Raw genomic sequence first — 16499 nt, 5'->3', positions numbered from 1 at the left:
CAGTGTGATCACAGCGGTAGCAGGAATTCGCGTACCAGTTTGCTGCCGAAGTAGGCCAGCATCAACAGCAGGAACCCGGCCAGGGTCCAGCGGATCGCATAGCTGCCACGCCAGCCGCGGAAATGCCGGCCCCATAGCAGAATACCGAACACCACCCAAGCCAGGCATGACAGCAGGGTCTTGTGCGCTATGCCCTGTGCCAGCATGTTGTCGAGGAACATGAAGCCCGACAACAGAGCCAGGGTCAGCAGGATTTCGCCGCACAGCAGAAACTGGAACAGCAGCCGCTCCATGGTTTGCAGTGGCGGGAAGGTGCGGATAAAGCGGGTGGGGTGCTTGTGCTTGAGCTGATATTCCTGAATGGCCAGCAGAATCGCCTGGAACGCGGCGATGGTCAGAATGCCATAGGCCAGGATCGACAGCAGCACATGCACCAGCAGGCCACTTTGTCCGGCTACCAGGGTGGTGCCGTGATTAGGAAACAGCCAGGCCAGTACGCCGGTGATCAGGGCCAGCGGGTAGAGTCCCAGTAGCAGGCTGGTGACCGGTGCGCGCAGGCTCGACAACAGCGTCAGGGCAATGATCAGCCAGGCAATCAGCGAGGCGGCGTTGAAAAAGCCCAGCGACAACCCCTGGTCGGTGATCAGTTGCAGGTACAGGCTGACTGCGTGCGCCAATAGCGCAAACACACCGATGCCGCGCAGCAGGTTGGCGTTGACTGCCAGGCGTTTGCCCAGGCAGTGCATTTGATAGAGCGTACCGCCCAGGTAGAGGCTGGCGGCAAGCAGGCTGGAAGTCAGCGCTGTCATACATCCTTGAGAGTGGTTATCAACAAACCCGAAGTGTGGCACAAGCCGCGGCGCGGATAAAGCGCCTTGCTATTAACATGGGCGGTGGCGGGTTATACTTTGCCGCTTGATTGTGGCGCCGCCTGATTTCAGGGCGTGGCCGAGGAGAATTCGCCGATGTTTGAAAATCTTACCGAACGCTTGTCACGCAGCCTGGCGGGTGTGACCGGCCGGGCCAAGCTCACCGAAGAGAATATCAAGGATACCCTGCGCGAAGTGCGCATGGCGCTGCTCGAGGCCGACGTGGCCTTGCCGGTGGTCAAGAGCTTTGTCGATCAGGTGCGTGACCGTGCGGTAGGTCAGGAGGTCAGCCGCAGCCTGTCGCCGGGTCAGGTGTTCGTCAAGATCATCAAGGCGGAACTCGAAGCGGTCATGGGCCAGGCCGAGGGCCTGAATCTGGCGGTTACGCCGCCGGCAGTGATCCTGATGGCCGGTTTGCAGGGGGCGGGCAAGACCACCAGCGTGGCCAAGCTGGCCAAGACCCTGAGCGAGCGGCAGAAGAAAAAGGTCATGGTGGTCAGCGCTGACGTTTACCGTCCGGCCGCGATCAAGCAGTTGGAGACCCTGGCTGGCGAAGTGGGGGTGAATTTCTTCCCCTCGGACCTGAGCCAGAAGCCGGTAGCTATTGTTGAGGCGGCTCTGCGCGAGGCGAAGAGTCGTTTCATGGATGTGCTGATCGTCGATACCGCCGGTCGTCTGCATGTCGATGCCGAGATGATGGACGAGATCAAGCTGGTCCATGCTGCCGCCAAGCCAGCCGAAACCCTGTTCGTGGTCGATGCCATGACCGGTCAGGATGCGGCCAATACGGCTCAGGCCTTCAATGAGGCGTTGCCGCTGACCGGGGTAATTCTGACCAAGGTCGATGGTGATGCCCGTGGTGGTGCGGCGCTGTCGGTGCGGCATATCACCGGCAAGCCGATCAAGTTCCTTGGGGTAGGCGAGAAAACCGATGCGCTGGAGCCGTTCCATCCGGATCGGGTCGCCTCGCGGATTCTGGGCATGGGTGATGTGCTCAGCCTGATCGAGCAGGCCGAGCAGAAGCTCGACAAGGACAAGGCCGACAAACTGGCCAAGAAGCTCAAGAAGGGCAAGGGTTTCGATCTCGAGGACTTCCGCGACCAGTTGCAGCAGATGCGCAGCATGGGCGGTCTGGGTTCGATGATGGACAAGCTGCCGATGATGGGCGGCAAGATCAACGCCAGTCAGATGGAAACGGCCCAGACCCAGGCCGAGAAGCAGTTCCGTCAGATGGAGGCGATCATCAATTCGATGACGCCGGCTGAGCGGCGTAACCCTGACATCATCAGCGGCTCGCGCAAGCGCCGGATCGCGGCCGGTTCCGGTACCCAGATTCAGGATATTGGCCGGCTGATCAAGCAGCACAAGCAGATGCAGAAGATGATGAAAAAGGTCGCCGGCAAAGGTGGCATGGCCAAGCTCATGCGCGGCATGGGTGGAATGGGCGGTATGGGCGGTATGGGCGGCGGAGGTATGCTGCCGCCGGGTGGTGGTATGCCGCGCTTCTGAGTGCTGTACAGCCCTTGATCAAAAAAGAGTTTTCTTTGGTCGTGATATTCCGTAGAATACGCGACCTTTCGGGCTATAGGCTCGTGCTGAACTTTTGTTGTAAGAATTATTGCAGCGTTACTCAAACACAGGAAACGATGTCGACATGGTAACCATTCGTCTTGCTCGTGGTGGCTCCAAGAAGCGCCCCTTCTATCATCTGACCGTCGCCAACAGCCGCAACGCCCGTGACGGCCGTTTCGTCGAGCGCGTAGGGTTCTTCAACCCGGTCGCTACCGGTGGTGAAGTGCGTCTGTCGGTCAACCAGGAGCGCGTCAGCTACTGGCTGGGTCAAGGTGCACAGCCGTCTGACCGCGTTGCTGCTCTGCTGAAGGAAGCCCAGGCCTCTGCCTGAGATGACAGCCCTGCCTGAATCGGCCGAATCACCGCTGGTGGTCCTCGGTAAAATCGTATCGGTTCATGGCATTCGCGGGGCGGTCAAGGTGTATTCCCACACCGACCCGCTGGATAACGTGCTGGATTACCGGACCTGGACGCTGCGGCGTGGTTCGGAGTTGCGCACGGTGTCCGTCACCTCGGGCCGTCTTCAGGGGCGGGTTGTGGTTGCGACGCTCAAGGGTGTCAGTGACCGTGACCAGGCACTGGAGATGGTCGACTTCGAGATCTGCGTGCCGCGATCGGCCCTGCCGAACCTTGAAGAAGGTGAGTATTACTGGCACCAGCTCGAAGGCTTGCAGGTGATAACCGTTGATGGCCAGTTGTTGGGGCGTGTCGACCACCTGCTGGAAACCGGCTCCAACGATGTCATGGTGGTTAAACCCTGTGACGGCAGCCTGGACAAGCGCGAGCGCTTGTTGCCCTATTTGCCCGGGCAGTACGTGCTGGATATCGACTTGAATGCTGGTGTCATGCAGGTCGACTGGGATCCGGAGTTCTGACCGGTGTGGGCCGGTGTAGTAACCCTGTTCCCGGAGATGTTTTCGGCCTTGACCGAGCACGGGGTGAGTGGTCGCGCAGTCAAGCGCGGTCAACTGGAGGTAGCCTTCAGTAACCCGCGTGACCATGCCCATGACCGTCACCGTACGGTTGATGACCGGCCCTTTGGTGGTGGTCCGGGCATGCTGATGAAGGTTGAGCCGCTGCTGGAAGCCATTCAGGCGATCCGCCAGCAGGCACCCTCACCGCCACGGGTGATTTATCTGTCGCCCCAGGGTCGGCCGCTGACTCAACAGCGAGTCACCGAGTTGGCGGCGCTGGACAGTCTGGTACTGGTCTGCGGGCGTTATGAGGGAATCGACGAGCGCATTATTGAGATGTGCGTCGATGAAGAGATTTCCATCGGTGACTATGTGTTGTCCGGTGGCGAACTGGGGGCCATGGTGCTCCTGGATGCGGTAACCCGACTGATTCCTGGCGTGCTTGGGCATGCGGATTCGGCGGTGGAGGATTCCTTTACGGAAGGGTGGCTGGATTGTCCGCACTACACCCGTCCGGAAGAATTCGCCGGGCGGCGCGTACCGGAGGTGCTGCTCAGTGGTAACCATGCTCTGATCCGGCGCTGGAGACTCAAACAGTCTTTGGGCAGAACCTGGCAACGCCGACCGGAGTTGCTCAAGGATCTGGCATTGAGCGATGAACAGCAACAGCTGTTGGCGGAGTTTCTTCGCGAACAGGCAACCGATAACCAGTAATGCAAGTCCGGCGGCTTGCGCAGGAGTTTGAAATGTCCAACATTATTGCTCAGCTTGAAGCAGAACAGATGAACAAGGAAATCCCCGAGTTCGCTCCGGGTGATACCGTCATCGTTCAGGTAAAAGTAAAGGAAGGTGATCGTCAGCGCCTGCAGGCCTTCGAAGGCGTGGTTATCGGTAAGCGTAACCGTGGTCTGAACTCTGCCTTCACCGTGCGTAAGATTTCCAGCGGTGTGGGTGTTGAACGTACCTTCCAGACCTACTCCCCACTGATCGACAGCATCAGCGTCAAGCGTCGTGGTGACGTTCGCAAGGCCAAGCTGTACTACCTGCGCGAGCTGTCCGGCAAAGCCGCGCGTATCAAGGAGAAGCTGTCCTGATTGGACGGTGGTTCCCAGAAAAGCAGCCTTCGGGCTGCTTTTTTTATTTGTGCTTCCAGTCTTTCCCTGGTCTGAGCGCCGGGCCGCTTGCAGCTTATCGGCTGGCGCTGCAAACTCCTGCGCATGACTGCGCTTTCTGATACCGAACAGCAACTGATTGCCCGCTATATCGACAGCCTGTGGCTTGAGCGCGGCCTGTCGCAGCATAGCCTGGATGCCTATCGGCGTGATCTGGAGCAGTTGGCGCGCTGGTTAATGGCTCGGCGTGGCGGGTTGCTGGCTGTTGGCCGGGGCGAGTTGATGGATTATCTGGCCTGGCGGATCGGTGAGGGATACCAGGCCCGCTCGACCGCACGTTTGCTGTCCTGTGTGCGTGGGTTTTACCGCTATGCAGTGCGTCAGGGGTTGCTTGGCGAAGACCCGAGTCTGGATGTGGCCATGCCCAAGCTGGGTCGGCCTCTGCCCAAGAGTCTGAGCGAAGCTGATGTTGAAGCCTTGCTGGCGGCGCCGGATGTGTCCGACAGTCTGGGGCTGCGTGACCGCTGCATGCTTGAGGTGCTGTATGCCTGTGGGCTGCGGGTCAGCGAACTGGTCGGTCTGCGTCTGGATCAGGTCAATCTGCGCCAGGGGGTGATTCGGGTGACCGGCAAGGGTAGCAAGGAGCGGCTGGTGCCGATGGGCGAAGAAGCGCTGGTCTGGATTCAGCGCTACATGCAGGAAGCACGGCCGGCGCTGCTTGGCGGGACGCCCAGTGATGTGCTGTTCCCCAGCCGCCAGGCCCGGGAGATGACCCGTCAGACCTTCTGGCATCGAATCAAGCTGCATGCCCAGGTGGCGGGGGTGCGTGGCAGCTTGTCACCGCATACCCTGCGCCACGCCTTTGCCACGCACCTGCTCAATCACGGCGCCGATCTGCGCGTGGTGCAAATGCTGTTGGGGCACAGCGACCTGTCGACTACCCAAATCTACACCCATGTGGCCCGGCAGCGCTTGCAGGAACTGCACGCGCGCCATCATCCCCGTGGGTGATGGGCGGGTTTCGTGGTAAGCTTGTACGTCTTCAAGAGGAATAATGCATGCGACTGAAATACCTTGCCGGCGTGGCTCTGGCGCTGCTGGCCGGTCAAGCACTGGCTGATGATCAGGCCATCCGCGATACCCTCGGCCGGCTGAACATCAGCATACCGGTCAAAAGCATCAGTGAAACCCCTATCAGCGGTCTGTATCAGGTCCAGCTCGAAAATGGCCGGGTACTGTACGCCAGTGCCGATGGCCGCTACATGCTTCAGGGCGCGCTGTTCCAGGTTGATGGCGAGCAACCGCGCAACCTGACCGCTGCTGCTGAGTCCAAGGTCATTGGTGACCTGATCAACAGCCTGCCGCGTGAAGACCTGGTGATTTTCTCGCCGGAACAGCCCAAGACCCATATCACGGTGTTCACCGATGTGGATTGTGGATACTGCCGCAAGCTGCACACCGAGGTCGAAGAGCTCAATGCGCTGGGGATCGAAGTGCGTTACGCCGCGTTCCCGCGTTCGGGCATGAACACTCCGACCGCTGTGACCATGCAATCGATCTGGTGCGCGGCGGACAAACAGGCGGCCATGACCCGGGCCAAGGCTGGCCAGTCGGTGCCGCAGGCCAGTTGTGACAACCCGGTCGAAGCGCAGTTCGCTCTGGGCGCGCAGGTGGGGGTGCAGGGAACGCCGGCGATCTTCCTGGCCAATGGCACCCTGGTGCCGGGCTACAAGCCGGCCGGAATGCTGGCCGAGGAAGCACTGGCCAATCAGTGAGCCAGTCGTCGCCGGGGTCATTGACGCCGGCCGTATGGCTCAATAATGTGCGCCTTCGGAGTAGGGCGTCAGTGAACTTTCATATAATCAGACACAACGAATACGTGGGGACCATAGTTTGAAACCGGTCAAAGTAGGTATCTGTGGGTTGGGCACCGTTGGTGGTGGTACATTCAATGTCTTGCAGCGCAACGCCGCTGAAATTGCCCGCCGGGCAGGTCGGGGCATTGAGGTCGGCCAGATTGCCGCCCGTCAGCTCAACCCTAACTGCGACCTGGGTTCAACCCCGGTGACTGATGACGTATTTGCCGTGGTCAACAACCCCGAGATCGACATCGTCGTCGAGCTGATCGGCGGTTATGGTGTGGCGCGCGAGGTGGTGATGCAGGCGATTGCCAACGGCAAGCATGTGGTCACTGCCAACAAGGCGCTGATCGCCGTACACGGCAACGAAATTTTCCAGGCTGCCCGAGACAAGGGCGTGATGGTTGCCTTCGAAGCCTCCGTGGCTGGCGGGATTCCGATCATCAAGGCTCTGCGTGAAGGTTTGGCGGCCAACCAGATCAATTGGGTGGCCGGCATCATCAACGGTACCGGCAACTTCATTCTGACCGAAATGCGCGACAAGGGCCGGGCCTTCGAGGATGTGCTGGCCGAAGCCCAGGCGCTGGGCTATGCCGAGGCCGATCCGACCTTCGATGTCGAAGGTATCGATGCCGCGCACAAGCTGACCATTCTTGCTTCCATCGCATTCGGTATTCCGCTGCAGTTCGACAAGGCCTATACCGAGGGCATCACCAAGCTGACCACTGCCGACGTCAATTACGCCGAGGCGCTGGGCTACCGGATCAAGCATCTGGGTGTAGCCCGCCGGACCGATGCCGGGGTCGAGCTGCGGGTACACCCGACGCTGATTCCCGAGGATCGCCTGATCGCCAACGTCAACGGTGTGATGAACGCGGTGATGGTGAACGGCGATGCAGTGGGCTCGACTCTGTATTACGGTGCCGGCGCCGGTGCTGAGCCGACCGCTTCGGCGGTGGTGGCCGATATCATCGACGTGGTCCGTACCCTGACCACTGACCCGAACAACCGCGTGCCGCATCTGGCGTTCCAGGCCGACAGCCTGTCCGATCATCCGGTGCTGCCGGTCGAAGAGGTCGAGACCGCCTACTACCTGCGCGTACAGGCCCAGGATCGTCCGGGCGTGCTGGCCAAGGTGGCGACCATTCTGTCCGAGCGCGGGATCAACATCGAGTCGATCATGCAGATGGAAGCCGAGGAGCATGACGGCCTGGTACCGATGATCCTGCTGACCCACGAAGTGCTCGAGCGGCAGATGAACGACGCCATTGCTGCCATCGAGGCGCTCGACGACATCGCCGGCCCGGTAACCCGGATCCGGGTTGAACAACTCAACTAAAACCTGAAGGGTTTTGTCATGCGTTATATCAGCACCCGCGGCCAGGCGCCGGCCCTGAATTTTGAAGATGTGTTGCTGGCCGGTCTGGCCAGTGATGGCGGTTTGTACGTGCCTGAGAATCTGCCGCGCTTCAGCCAGGAAGAGATTGCCTCCTGGGCTGGCCTGCCTTATCACGAGCTGGCCTTCAACGTGATGCGCCCGTTTGTGACCGGCTCGATCAGCGACGCCGATTTCAAGGCGATTCTCAAGGATACCTACGGCGTATTCGCCCACAGCGCGGTAGCACCTCTGCGTCAGCTCGACAGCAACGAATGGGTGCTGGAGCTGTTCCACGGCCCGACCCTGGCGTTCAAGGACTTTGCCCTGCAACTGCTGGGGCGGTTGCTCGATCACTTCCTGATCAAGCGCGGTGAGCGCGTGGTGATCATGGGGGCAACCTCTGGTGACACCGGTTCAGCGGCCATCGAGGGTTGCCGGCGCTGTGAAAATGTCGACATCTTCATCCTCCACCCGCACAACCGGGTGTCCGAGGTACAGCGTCGGCAGATGACCACCATTGCCGGTGACAACATCCACAACATCGCCATCGAAGGCAACTTCGATGACTGTCAGGAGATGGTCAAGGCCAGCTTCGCTGATCAGGGTTTCCTCAAGGGGACCCGGCTGGTGGCGGTCAACTCGATCAATTGGGCGCGGATCATGGCCCAGATCGTCTACTACTTCCATGCCGCGCTGCAGCTCGGCGGACCGGCACGCTCGATGGCGTTCTCGGTACCGACCGGCAACTTTGGCGACATCTTTGCCGGCTATCTGGCGCGCAACATGGGGCTGCCGATCAGCCAACTGATCGTCGCCACCAACCGCAACGATATCCTGCACCGCTTCATGAGCGGCAACCGCTACGACAAGGACACCCTGCATCCGTCGCTGTCGCCGTCGATGGACATCATGGTGTCGTCCAATTTCGAGCGCCTGCTGTTCGATCTGCACGGGCGCAATGGAGCCTTGGTAGCCGAGCTGCTGGACAGCTTCAAGCAAACCGGCAAGCTGTCGGTTGAGGATGATCGCTGGACTGAGGCGCGCAAGCTGTTTGACTCGTTGGCGGTAGATGACGAAGGTACCTGTGCGACCATTGCCGAGGTGTACCGTGACTGTGGCGAGCTGCTCGACCCGCATACTGCCATTGGTGTGCGAGCTGCGCGGGAGTGCCGGCGCAGCATGAGCACGCCGATGATTACGCTGGGTACGGCGCATCCGGTCAAGTTCCCCGAGGCGGTACGCAAGGCGGCCGTTGGTGAGGAGCCGCATCTGCCGGCCCACCTGGCTGATTTGTTCGAGCGTCCCGAGCGCTGCACTGTACTGGCCAACGAGCTGCCAGCGGTGCAGGCGTTCGTGGCAGCCCACGGCAATCGCGGCAAGCCTCTCTGATTGGTGCTCCTCGCCCGCTGCCGGTTTGACCGGCTGCGGGCGGGGAATGAGCCGATAAAGCTCTTTCTTCTCCCCACGTTGTGCTCAAAACCACGCTATTCTTGGGTTATCCCATGATGGTAATGAGCCACTTTGAACCCCGTCCATTCCAGTATCACTGCTATTGAGGTCCGACGCCTGCCAATAGGGCTGGGCGTATTTCTATTGCTGTGTTCGGATCAGGCCCTGGCATTGGAGCCTGCGGCCTGGATCGGGACTTATCGCTTTCTGGTGACTGAACTATTTTTGCCGCTGTTGCCGTCGCTTGGCTGGACTCTGCTGGCGATTGGCCTGACCAGCCTGTTCTGGTGGCGGCGCCAGCGCCGGCTTAAACGCCGTTTGCACAGCTTGCAGGGGCTGGACGAATTGACCGGTTTGCCCAACCACAATGCCCTGATCGGGTTCTTCAACCATGAACTTAAACGCGCCCAACGGTTTGGCCGGCCGCTGTCGGTGATACTGCTGGATCTTGATGACTTCGACAAAATCAGTCGTGAGCATGGCCCGATGATGGGCAACCGGGTACTGATTGAGCTTAGCGAACTGCTGCGTGACGGGTTGCGCGATGTGGACAAGGTTTTTCGCTGGGAGGCCGAGCGCTTTCTGGTGGTTTGCACTGAAGCCGGCATCGAGGAGGCGGATCTGGTTGGCGAGCGGATTCTGCTGATGATCCGCAACCATGATTTTCCTATAGGCTGGCCGCTCAGGGTCAGCACGGGTGTCGCCAGTGTCACGGCCTATGACAATCTGGACACTTTGATTGAGCGAGCCGGCCAGAGCCTGGCCGAAGCCAGACTGGGGCCGGTCTCCTCACTGGGCTGAGGTCTCGGCAGAGTTTTACCTAAACCTGTGGGCTCAGTCGAGCAGAGTCAGGGTGACATCGATATTGCCACGGGTCGCGTTGGAGTAGGGGCAGACCTGGTGAGCCTTTTCAATCAGCGCCTGAGCCTGACTACGTTCCATGCCTGGCAGGTTGATCCGCAATTCGACTTCAATCCCGAAGCCATTGGGAATCGGACCAATACCGACGACACCTTCAATCGACACATCTGCCGGCAGGGCGATTTTTTCCTGGGCGGCGACGAACTTCATCGCGCCGATAAAACAGGCCGAATAGCCAGCGGCAAACAATTGTTCCGGGTTGGTTCCGGCACCACCGGCACCGCCGAGCTCTTTCGGCGTGGTCAGGGCGACGTCAAGAATCCCGTCGGATGAAATGGCTCGGCCATCGCGGCCACCAGTGGCTTCAGCATAGGCGCGGTAGGCAACTTGTTGGATCGACATATAAACCTCCTGGGTATGGATGATATTTTGTGCGCTAACGATATTAAGTTAGCGTCTATTTATTTTGCGCGCAATATAATTTGCCAGGCAAAGCCGCACTTGCCGACGAGCGGTAAGGCGGGTGGGTCAGCTTTGCTTGATCAGGCTGGCCCGCAACGCAAGCAGTTCATCGCGCAGTGCCATCAGGCGTTCCAGCGGCTGATCGCTGGCCTTAAGAATGCAGCCGGGCAGAGCCTTGGCCTGTTCGCGCAGGGTTTGACCACGCTCAGTCAGGAACAGTTCGACCACGCGCTCGTCGCTCTTGCTGCGCACCCGGTTGATCAGGCCTTCGGCTTCCAGACGCTTCAGTACCGGAGTCACTGAGCCGGGGTCGGTCAGCAGCCGCTGACTAAGATCGCCAACACTAATGCCATCACTTTCCCAGAGTACCAGCATGGCCAGATACTGTGGATAGGTCAGCCCAAGAGACTTGAGCAGCGGTTTGTAGACCTTGGTCATTTGCAGTGAGGTCGAGTGCAAGGCGAAGCACAGTTGATTATCGAGCAGCAATGCAGCGCAAGGATCGGGGGTGGACATGGGGTGGCCCTCTGTATGAATTCATAATTTAGCGCGCAAACCTGCGGCGTGCAAAAAGAGAGGGGCTTCAGTCGCCTGGGCCGGCATGCTAGATTGATCAGGCCTGCGTTCGCAGGTTTCCCGTGCCCCAGGAGGGGCTTCATCATGTCATGGTTGCAGTTGCTGTTGTTCGTACTCGGTCTGGGTTTGTTGGTGCTGGGTGCCGAGGTTTTGGTCAAAGGGGCTTCGCGGCTTGCGGTTGGCTTTCGGATTTCGCCGTTGGTTATCGGTCTGACCGTGGTGGCTTTTGGTACCAGCGCTCCGGAAATGGCAGTCAGTGCCGGAGCGGCAGTAGCAGGGCAGGGGGATATCGCTCTGGCCAATGTGCTCGGGAGCAATATCTTCAATGTATTGTTCATTCTCGGTCTGTCGGCGCTGATCGCGCCCCTGCTGGTGTCTCGGCAACTGATCCGGCTTGATGTGCCGCTGATGATCGGTGCCAGCCTGTTGGTCTGGTTGCTGGCGATGAATGGTCATCTGGGGCGCAGTGAAGGAGCTTTGCTGCTCGGTCTGATCATCGTCTATACGCTGTTTCTGGTGGTTAGCAGTCGCCGTGCCGGGCGTCAGGCGGGTGAGGCTTCTGAGCTTGAGGTGCCGACGGAAAGCGGCTCGCTACCGGTCAACCTGCTGATGATTGTGGGCGGGTTGGTCATGCTGGTTCTGGGTGCACGCTGGCTGGTTGCCGGGGCGGTGACCATGGCCCAGGTGCTGGGCGTGTCGGAGCGAGTGATCGGTCTGACCATCATTGCGGCTGGCACTTCGTTGCCGGAAGTGGCGACCTCGGTGGTCGCCAGTGTGCGCGGCCATCGTGACATTGCGGTAGGCAATGTGGTTGGCAGCAACCTGTTCAATCTGCTGGCGGTACTGGGTCTGGCTTCGTTGCTGGCGCCCAGTGGGATCGCGGTATCGGCGGCGATGCTCAGGTTCGACATGCTGATCATGCTGGCGGTGGCTGTGGCCTGCCTGCCGGTGTTTTTCAGCGGCATGCGGATCAACCGTTGGGAAGGGCTGCTGTTTCTGGGCTATTATGCGCTCTACACCCTGCATCTCATCCTGACGGCAAGCGACTCACCCGCACGGCAGGATCTGCAAACCGCAGTTCTTTATTACGCCTTGCCACTGACCGTACTGACTCTGCTGGTATTGATGGCTCAAGGCTGGCGTAAACATTCGAGTGTGTTCAAGAGGTAATTATGGCTCTGGAAACCTGGCTGGCCTTCTTTGTGGCCTGCTGGATCATCAGTCTTTCCCCCGGGGCGGGGGCCATCGCGTCCATGGCCAGTGGCCTTCAATACGGCTTTTCACGCGGTTATTGGACGGCGCTTGGGCTGCAGTTGGGGCTGCTGCTTCAGATCGCGATCGTTGCAGCTGGGGTTGGGGCCGTGCTGGCGACTTCGGCGCTGGCCTTTACCCTGATCAAGTGGTTCGGGGTATTGTACCTGCTGTATCTGGCCCTGCGTCAGTGGCAAGCCCCGCCAGCGCCGGTGCTCGATGAGCGGGCGCCCCGCCCAACGGGGCGACCGTTGAGCCTGGTGCTGCGTGGCCTGCTGATCAACGTCAGCAACCCCAAGGCGGTGGTGTTCATGCTGGCGGTGCTGCCGCAGTTTATCAATCCGGCCCAGCCGCTACTGCCGCAGTACGGGGTCATGGCCTTGACCATGGTTGGCGTCGATCTGGTCGTGATGGCCGGGTACACCGGGCTGGCGGCCAAGGTGTTGCGTCTGCTGCGTTCACCCGGCCAGCAGCGTCTGGTCAACCGCAGCTTTGCCGGGTTGTTTGCCGGTGCCGCCGGGCTGCTGGCGCTGGTCAAGCGCTCCAGTACCTGAGTTTGCGCGCACCTTGATGGTGCGTTGTCACTGATTTGCCTCTCATCTGCTGTCGGAGCCTGGCTCCGGCAGATATTCCGTTGCTGCTCCCATATCAATGGCAGAGCCCTTTCTGCATTTTTCAGCTGGTTTTTAGCCACTGCGTGACTTGTTGGTCATAAAATTGCATTATCTATAAGTGTCTCATTGTGGTCTTGGCGTGGTCTTTCCGGTAGTCGCCAACCCTTATGGAATAAGGTCTTTTGTTGATTGTCGTCAATGCCTGTATTTTGGTGTGAGTCAATTCTTTGGACTGTTCCGCCGCCTTTGCCCCCTGTCTCCACGAGGACAAGACTAATGAAACAACTGACACCCATGGATTCACATTTTTTTTATTTCGAGGCACCCAACCAGCCGATGATGATCGGCAGTCTGTGGCTGTGTGATCAGCAGACCGCTCCCGGTGGGCTGGTACGCCACAAGGAAATCCTGCAGTACATTGCCGACCGCCTGAATGCTACTTCCTACTTTCGCCGCCGTCTGGTGCAGACCCCGCTGGGGCTGGATGATCCGTACTGGCTGGATGACCCCAATTTCGATCTGGAATACCACGTGCGGCATGTCGGCTTGCCGCAGCCGGGTGACTGGCGGCAACTGTGTATTTTCACCGCGCGGACCATGTCGCGCAGTGTCGATATGCGCCGGGCACCCTGGGAGGTCTATATCATCGAGGGGCTCAACAATGTCGAAGGTGTACCGCCGGGCAGCTTTGCGGTGCTGATCCGTTTTCACCATGCCTATGTCGATGGCAAGGCTGCGGTTGAGTTGAGTGAGGCGCTGATGGAAACCACCGCTCAGCACGAGTACGGCCGGCAGAACCGGGTAGTGGTGGCGGAGCGGGCACCCAGCCGGTTGGAACTCTGGGCCCGCACCACTCCCCGGATGATGGGGCAGTCATTGCGCAGCATGAAGGCCGGTCTGAAGTTTTCGCGCAAGAGCTTTGAGCTGATCAAGCGCTTGCGGGGCGATGCGATGCCCGAGCAGCGCCGGGTACCACGCACGTTGTTCAATACCGAAATCACTCCGCATCGCAGTTACGGCGGCTTCGAGTGGAGCATTCCTGAGCTTAAGCAATTGCGTCAGCTCTGCCCGGGCGCCAGCCTCAATGACGTAGTGTTGTCGATCATTGCTGGCGGACTGCGTCGCTATCTGCTGCAGCGTCATGCACTGCCGAGCGAATCGCTGGTGTCGATGTGCCCGGTGTCGCTGCGCCCGGAAGAAGCGAAAAAGGATTGCGGCAATCTGATCTCAGCCATGTTCATCGGCATCGGAACCGATATCGAGGATCCGGTGGAGCGCCTCACGGCGGTTCAGCGGCGCACTGCCAAAGGAATCCCGCTGGCGCGGGAGGTGCTGTACGAACTCAATAACTCGGCTGGCGAGATGCTGCCGCCCTCGGTCCGGGCTCTGAGTGCCTGGCTGCAGAACAAGGCCCGTTTGACCGGGCGGGTTCCACTGATCAATACCCTGATTACCAATGTGCCGGGGATTCCCGGGATGACGCCGCAATACTTTGCCGGAGCCTTGATTCGTCAGGTCTATCCGGTGGTACCGATTGTCGATGGCATGGCCATCAGTCATGGCATCACCGGCATCTACGATCGCCTCAATCTGGGTGTGTTGGCTGACCGCGAAGTGATGCCGGATATGGATGTGTATATCGCCTGTCTGGAGGCTTCGACCGTGGAGTTTCGTGAACGCCTGGCAGCCTTGAGCGTTCAGGAGTCTGCTCCGTCCGTGCAGGAGCCTCACAGCGACAGTGCCGGCAAACGCCGTAGCCCGCGTACCCGCAAGCCGGCACCGAGCAGGTTGAAGATGGCGGCCGAAGGCCCGGACCAACGCCCGGCTGATAGTCCGGTGGCATCGCTGGTGGCCAGCAAGGCTTGATGGTGAGCCGGTAACGGTTTGCTCTGTACGCAGGAGATGGATATGAAATTGTTTCAACGTACCCGCGCGCGGCAGTTGCTGCGTGAGATGGAACAGTCAGAGAGCTACCAGGATTGGGTCGAGTTGGCCCTGGCCTATGACCACGAATGTGGGCTGGATGACTGGAAGCAGGACGATGCCTGCGAAAGTTATGACTTTCGGGCGATTCGTCGGCGCCTGGATATCCTGCGTGACTTGCGGTTTCGCCGCGATTACCCGCAGCTGCTGTTCACCCTCAACGAGGGAGTACACGGCAATCTCGGCGGGATGGGCAAGCCGTCGCTGTACAACAAGGCCAAGCTGGGGACCAAGCAACTGATCCGCCGCTATCTGGATGAGTTGTGCGGAGCACTGCATGACCTGGATCAGGTAGACGACAAGATCATTCCCCTGGCCGAGAAACAGGACTTTTTCCTGCGTGCCAGTCACTGCAATGGCCGCTCGGCGTTGATGCTCAGTGGTGGGGCTGTCTTGGGGTTTTTCCATGCCGGGGTGCTGCGGGCGCTATTCGAGCAGGGTCTGCTGCCGGAAATCATCTCCGGCAGCAGCGCCGGCTCGATTTTGGCGGCCACTGCCTGCACTCATACCGACGAAGAGCTGCATGAGCGCCTGAGTCTGGACAACCTGCACCATGAAGTGGAGGAAACCCGGGCGATTCGGCCGGTACTGTCGTTGCTGGGCAGTGGGCGACCGAATATGGATGCCGAGAATCTGATTGCCTATCTGGGCAAGATCATTCCCGATCTGACCTTCCAGGAGGCTTTCGAGCTGACCGGGCGCAAGCTCAATATCACCGTGACGGGGCTGGAGCCACGTCAGGCACCGCGTTTGCTCAACGCCATTACCTCACCCAATGTGCTGATCCGTTCTGCAGTTCAGGCTTCCTGTGCGATCTACGGTATTTATCCGCCGGTAACCCTGATGTGTCGCAATGCCAAGGGTGAAACCGTGCCCTATCTGCCTGGAGAGAAATGGATCGACGGCTCCTTTGCCGATGATCTGCCAGCCAAGCGGTTGGCGCGTTTGTATGGGGTAAACCACTTCATTTCCAGCATGACCAATCCGGCTGCATTGGCCATCACGCCTGATCCGGATGTGCCGCGCAACCTGTTGCGCAGTCTGGTCAACTATCAGGCCCGCTGGTGGAAGATGGGCAGTGCCGAGATGCTGCGCTTCAGTCGTGAGCACATCCGGATCAAGTCGCCGGTACTGAATCTGATGCAGCATCTGACCTACGGTGTGCTGGCCCAGGATTACACCGCTGATATCAACATCTTTCTGCGCAACCGCTGGGATCACCCGTTGCGCCTGCTGGCTCCGCCCTCGCGCGAGGCCATGCACCGGCTGATCCATGAGGGCGAACGGTCGACCTGGGAGCGGGTCGAGATGGTGCGCAACTGCACAGCGGTCAGCCGTACTCTGGACGAAATTCTGCACCGGCGCGGTTGGGAGAGTTAAAACAGTCTGGGTTAAGCGGGTTCAGTGTTGGGCTCGGTGGGCGCTGACTTGTTCTGGACACGCCGTGAACCCATCCATGGGGGCTCGTAGATGCCATCCCTGGCATCTAATGGTCCAGAACAAGTCAGCGCCAACCGAGCCTGCGGCTACGTGTGATTAACCGGTGTTTCCATTGCCCTGTGCCATGAGTGCTTTTCATTCGTGCGGCAGGCCCGCACA

The 16499-nt window shown here is 59.7% G+C and carries 17 protein-coding genes; 14 read left to right on the top strand and 3 right to left on the bottom strand.

The features are described 5' to 3' along the window. Positions 1–8: 8 nt before the first annotated feature. Positions 9–809, bottom strand: a complete 801-nt coding sequence (locus BVH74_RS00790; RefSeq protein WP_080048249.1) for a cytochrome C assembly family protein — start codon at positions 807–809, stop codon at positions 9–11. 156 nt (positions 810–965) lie between these two features. Here BVH74_RS00790 and ffh point away from each other — a divergent pair, with 156 nt between their 5' ends. The 10 genes from ffh to BVH74_RS00740 all read left to right on the top strand — a co-directional run bounded on the left by ffh (position 966) and on the right by BVH74_RS00740 (position 9954). Beyond that, positions 966–2378, top strand: a complete 1413-nt coding sequence (gene ffh / locus BVH74_RS00785) for a signal recognition particle protein (RefSeq protein ID WP_080048248.1) — start codon at positions 966–968, stop codon at positions 2376–2378. A 145-nt stretch (positions 2379–2523) separates the two neighbouring features. Further along, complete coding sequence (gene rpsP, locus BVH74_RS00780) at positions 2524–2772, top strand: 30S ribosomal protein S16 (protein ID WP_080048247.1); 249 nt, start codon at positions 2524–2526, stop codon at positions 2770–2772. Position 2773: 1 nt separating this feature from the next. After that, the gene (rimM, locus tag BVH74_RS00775; RefSeq protein WP_080048246.1) at positions 2774–3316 is read left to right on the top strand and encodes a ribosome maturation factor RimM; all 543 of its coding nucleotides are present in this window, start codon (positions 2774–2776) and stop codon (positions 3314–3316) included. 3 nt (positions 3317–3319) lie between these two features. Further along, positions 3320–4069, top strand: coding sequence for a tRNA (guanosine(37)-N1)-methyltransferase TrmD (trmD, locus tag BVH74_RS00770; protein WP_080048245.1), 750 nt, complete (start codon positions 3320–3322; stop codon positions 4067–4069). Positions 4070–4101: 32 nt separating this feature from the next. After that, positions 4102–4449, top strand: coding sequence for a 50S ribosomal protein L19 (gene rplS, locus BVH74_RS00765; RefSeq protein ID WP_080048244.1), 348 nt, complete (start codon positions 4102–4104; stop codon positions 4447–4449). A 123-nt stretch (positions 4450–4572) separates the two neighbouring features. Next, positions 4573–5478: a site-specific tyrosine recombinase XerD gene (gene xerD, locus BVH74_RS00760; protein ID WP_080051572.1), complete on the top strand. Its 906-nt coding sequence runs from the start codon at positions 4573–4575 to the stop codon at positions 5476–5478. A 47-nt stretch (positions 5479–5525) separates the two neighbouring features. Continuing rightward, a complete protein-coding gene (gene dsbC, locus BVH74_RS00755) occupies positions 5526–6242 on the top strand; it encodes a bifunctional protein-disulfide isomerase/oxidoreductase DsbC (protein WP_080048243.1) in 717 nt (238 codons plus the stop codon). 118 nt (positions 6243–6360) lie between these two features. Then, positions 6361–7665: a homoserine dehydrogenase gene (locus tag BVH74_RS00750; protein WP_080048242.1), complete on the top strand. Its 1305-nt coding sequence runs from the start codon at positions 6361–6363 to the stop codon at positions 7663–7665. Positions 7666–7683: 18 nt separating this feature from the next. Continuing rightward, complete coding sequence (thrC, locus tag BVH74_RS00745) at positions 7684–9093, top strand: threonine synthase (RefSeq protein ID WP_080048241.1); 1410 nt, start codon at positions 7684–7686, stop codon at positions 9091–9093. Between the two features lie 270 nt (positions 9094–9363). After that, a complete protein-coding gene (locus BVH74_RS00740; RefSeq protein ID WP_218189158.1) occupies positions 9364–9954 on the top strand; it encodes a GGDEF domain-containing protein in 591 nt (196 codons plus the stop codon). Positions 9955–9987: 33 nt separating this feature from the next. On the opposite strand, the gene BVH74_RS00735 is transcribed toward BVH74_RS00740, so the two are convergent. Continuing rightward, positions 9988–10416: an organic hydroperoxide resistance protein gene (locus BVH74_RS00735; protein WP_080048239.1), complete on the bottom strand. Its 429-nt coding sequence runs from the start codon at positions 10414–10416 to the stop codon at positions 9988–9990. A gap of 126 nt (positions 10417–10542) precedes the next feature. Continuing rightward, positions 10543–10992 carry a MarR family winged helix-turn-helix transcriptional regulator gene (locus BVH74_RS00730; protein WP_080048238.1) on the bottom strand — a complete coding sequence of 150 codons (450 nt, stop codon included), beginning with the start codon at positions 10990–10992 and terminating at the stop codon, positions 10543–10545. 144 nt (positions 10993–11136) lie between these two features. On the opposite strand from BVH74_RS00730, the gene BVH74_RS00725 reads away from it, so the two are divergent. The 4 genes from BVH74_RS00725 (at position 11137) to BVH74_RS00710 (ending at position 16280) form a co-directional block, all read left to right on the top strand. Continuing rightward, positions 11137–12222, top strand: a complete 1086-nt coding sequence (locus tag BVH74_RS00725; protein WP_080048237.1) for a calcium/sodium antiporter — start codon at positions 11137–11139, stop codon at positions 12220–12222. A gap of 2 nt (positions 12223–12224) precedes the next feature. Further along, entirely contained in the window at positions 12225–12857 is a 633-nt protein-coding gene (locus tag BVH74_RS00720; RefSeq protein WP_080048236.1) for a LysE family transporter, read from the top strand. 336 nt (positions 12858–13193) lie between these two features. Next, entirely contained in the window at positions 13194–14783 is a 1590-nt protein-coding gene (locus tag BVH74_RS00715; RefSeq protein ID WP_177344498.1) for a wax ester/triacylglycerol synthase family O-acyltransferase, read from the top strand. Positions 14784–14825: 42 nt separating this feature from the next. Further along, entirely contained in the window at positions 14826–16280 is a 1455-nt protein-coding gene (locus tag BVH74_RS00710) for a DUF3336 domain-containing protein (RefSeq protein WP_177344497.1), read from the top strand. The last annotated feature ends 219 nt before the right edge of the window (positions 16281–16499 follow it).

This window comes from Halopseudomonas phragmitis, from assembly GCF_002056295.1.
GTDB classification, from domain to species: Bacteria; Pseudomonadota; Gammaproteobacteria; order Pseudomonadales; family Pseudomonadaceae; genus Halopseudomonas; species Halopseudomonas phragmitis.
The sequence above is the reverse complement of the archived record's forward strand: the minus strand, read 5'-3'. Positions and strand labels throughout refer to the sequence as shown.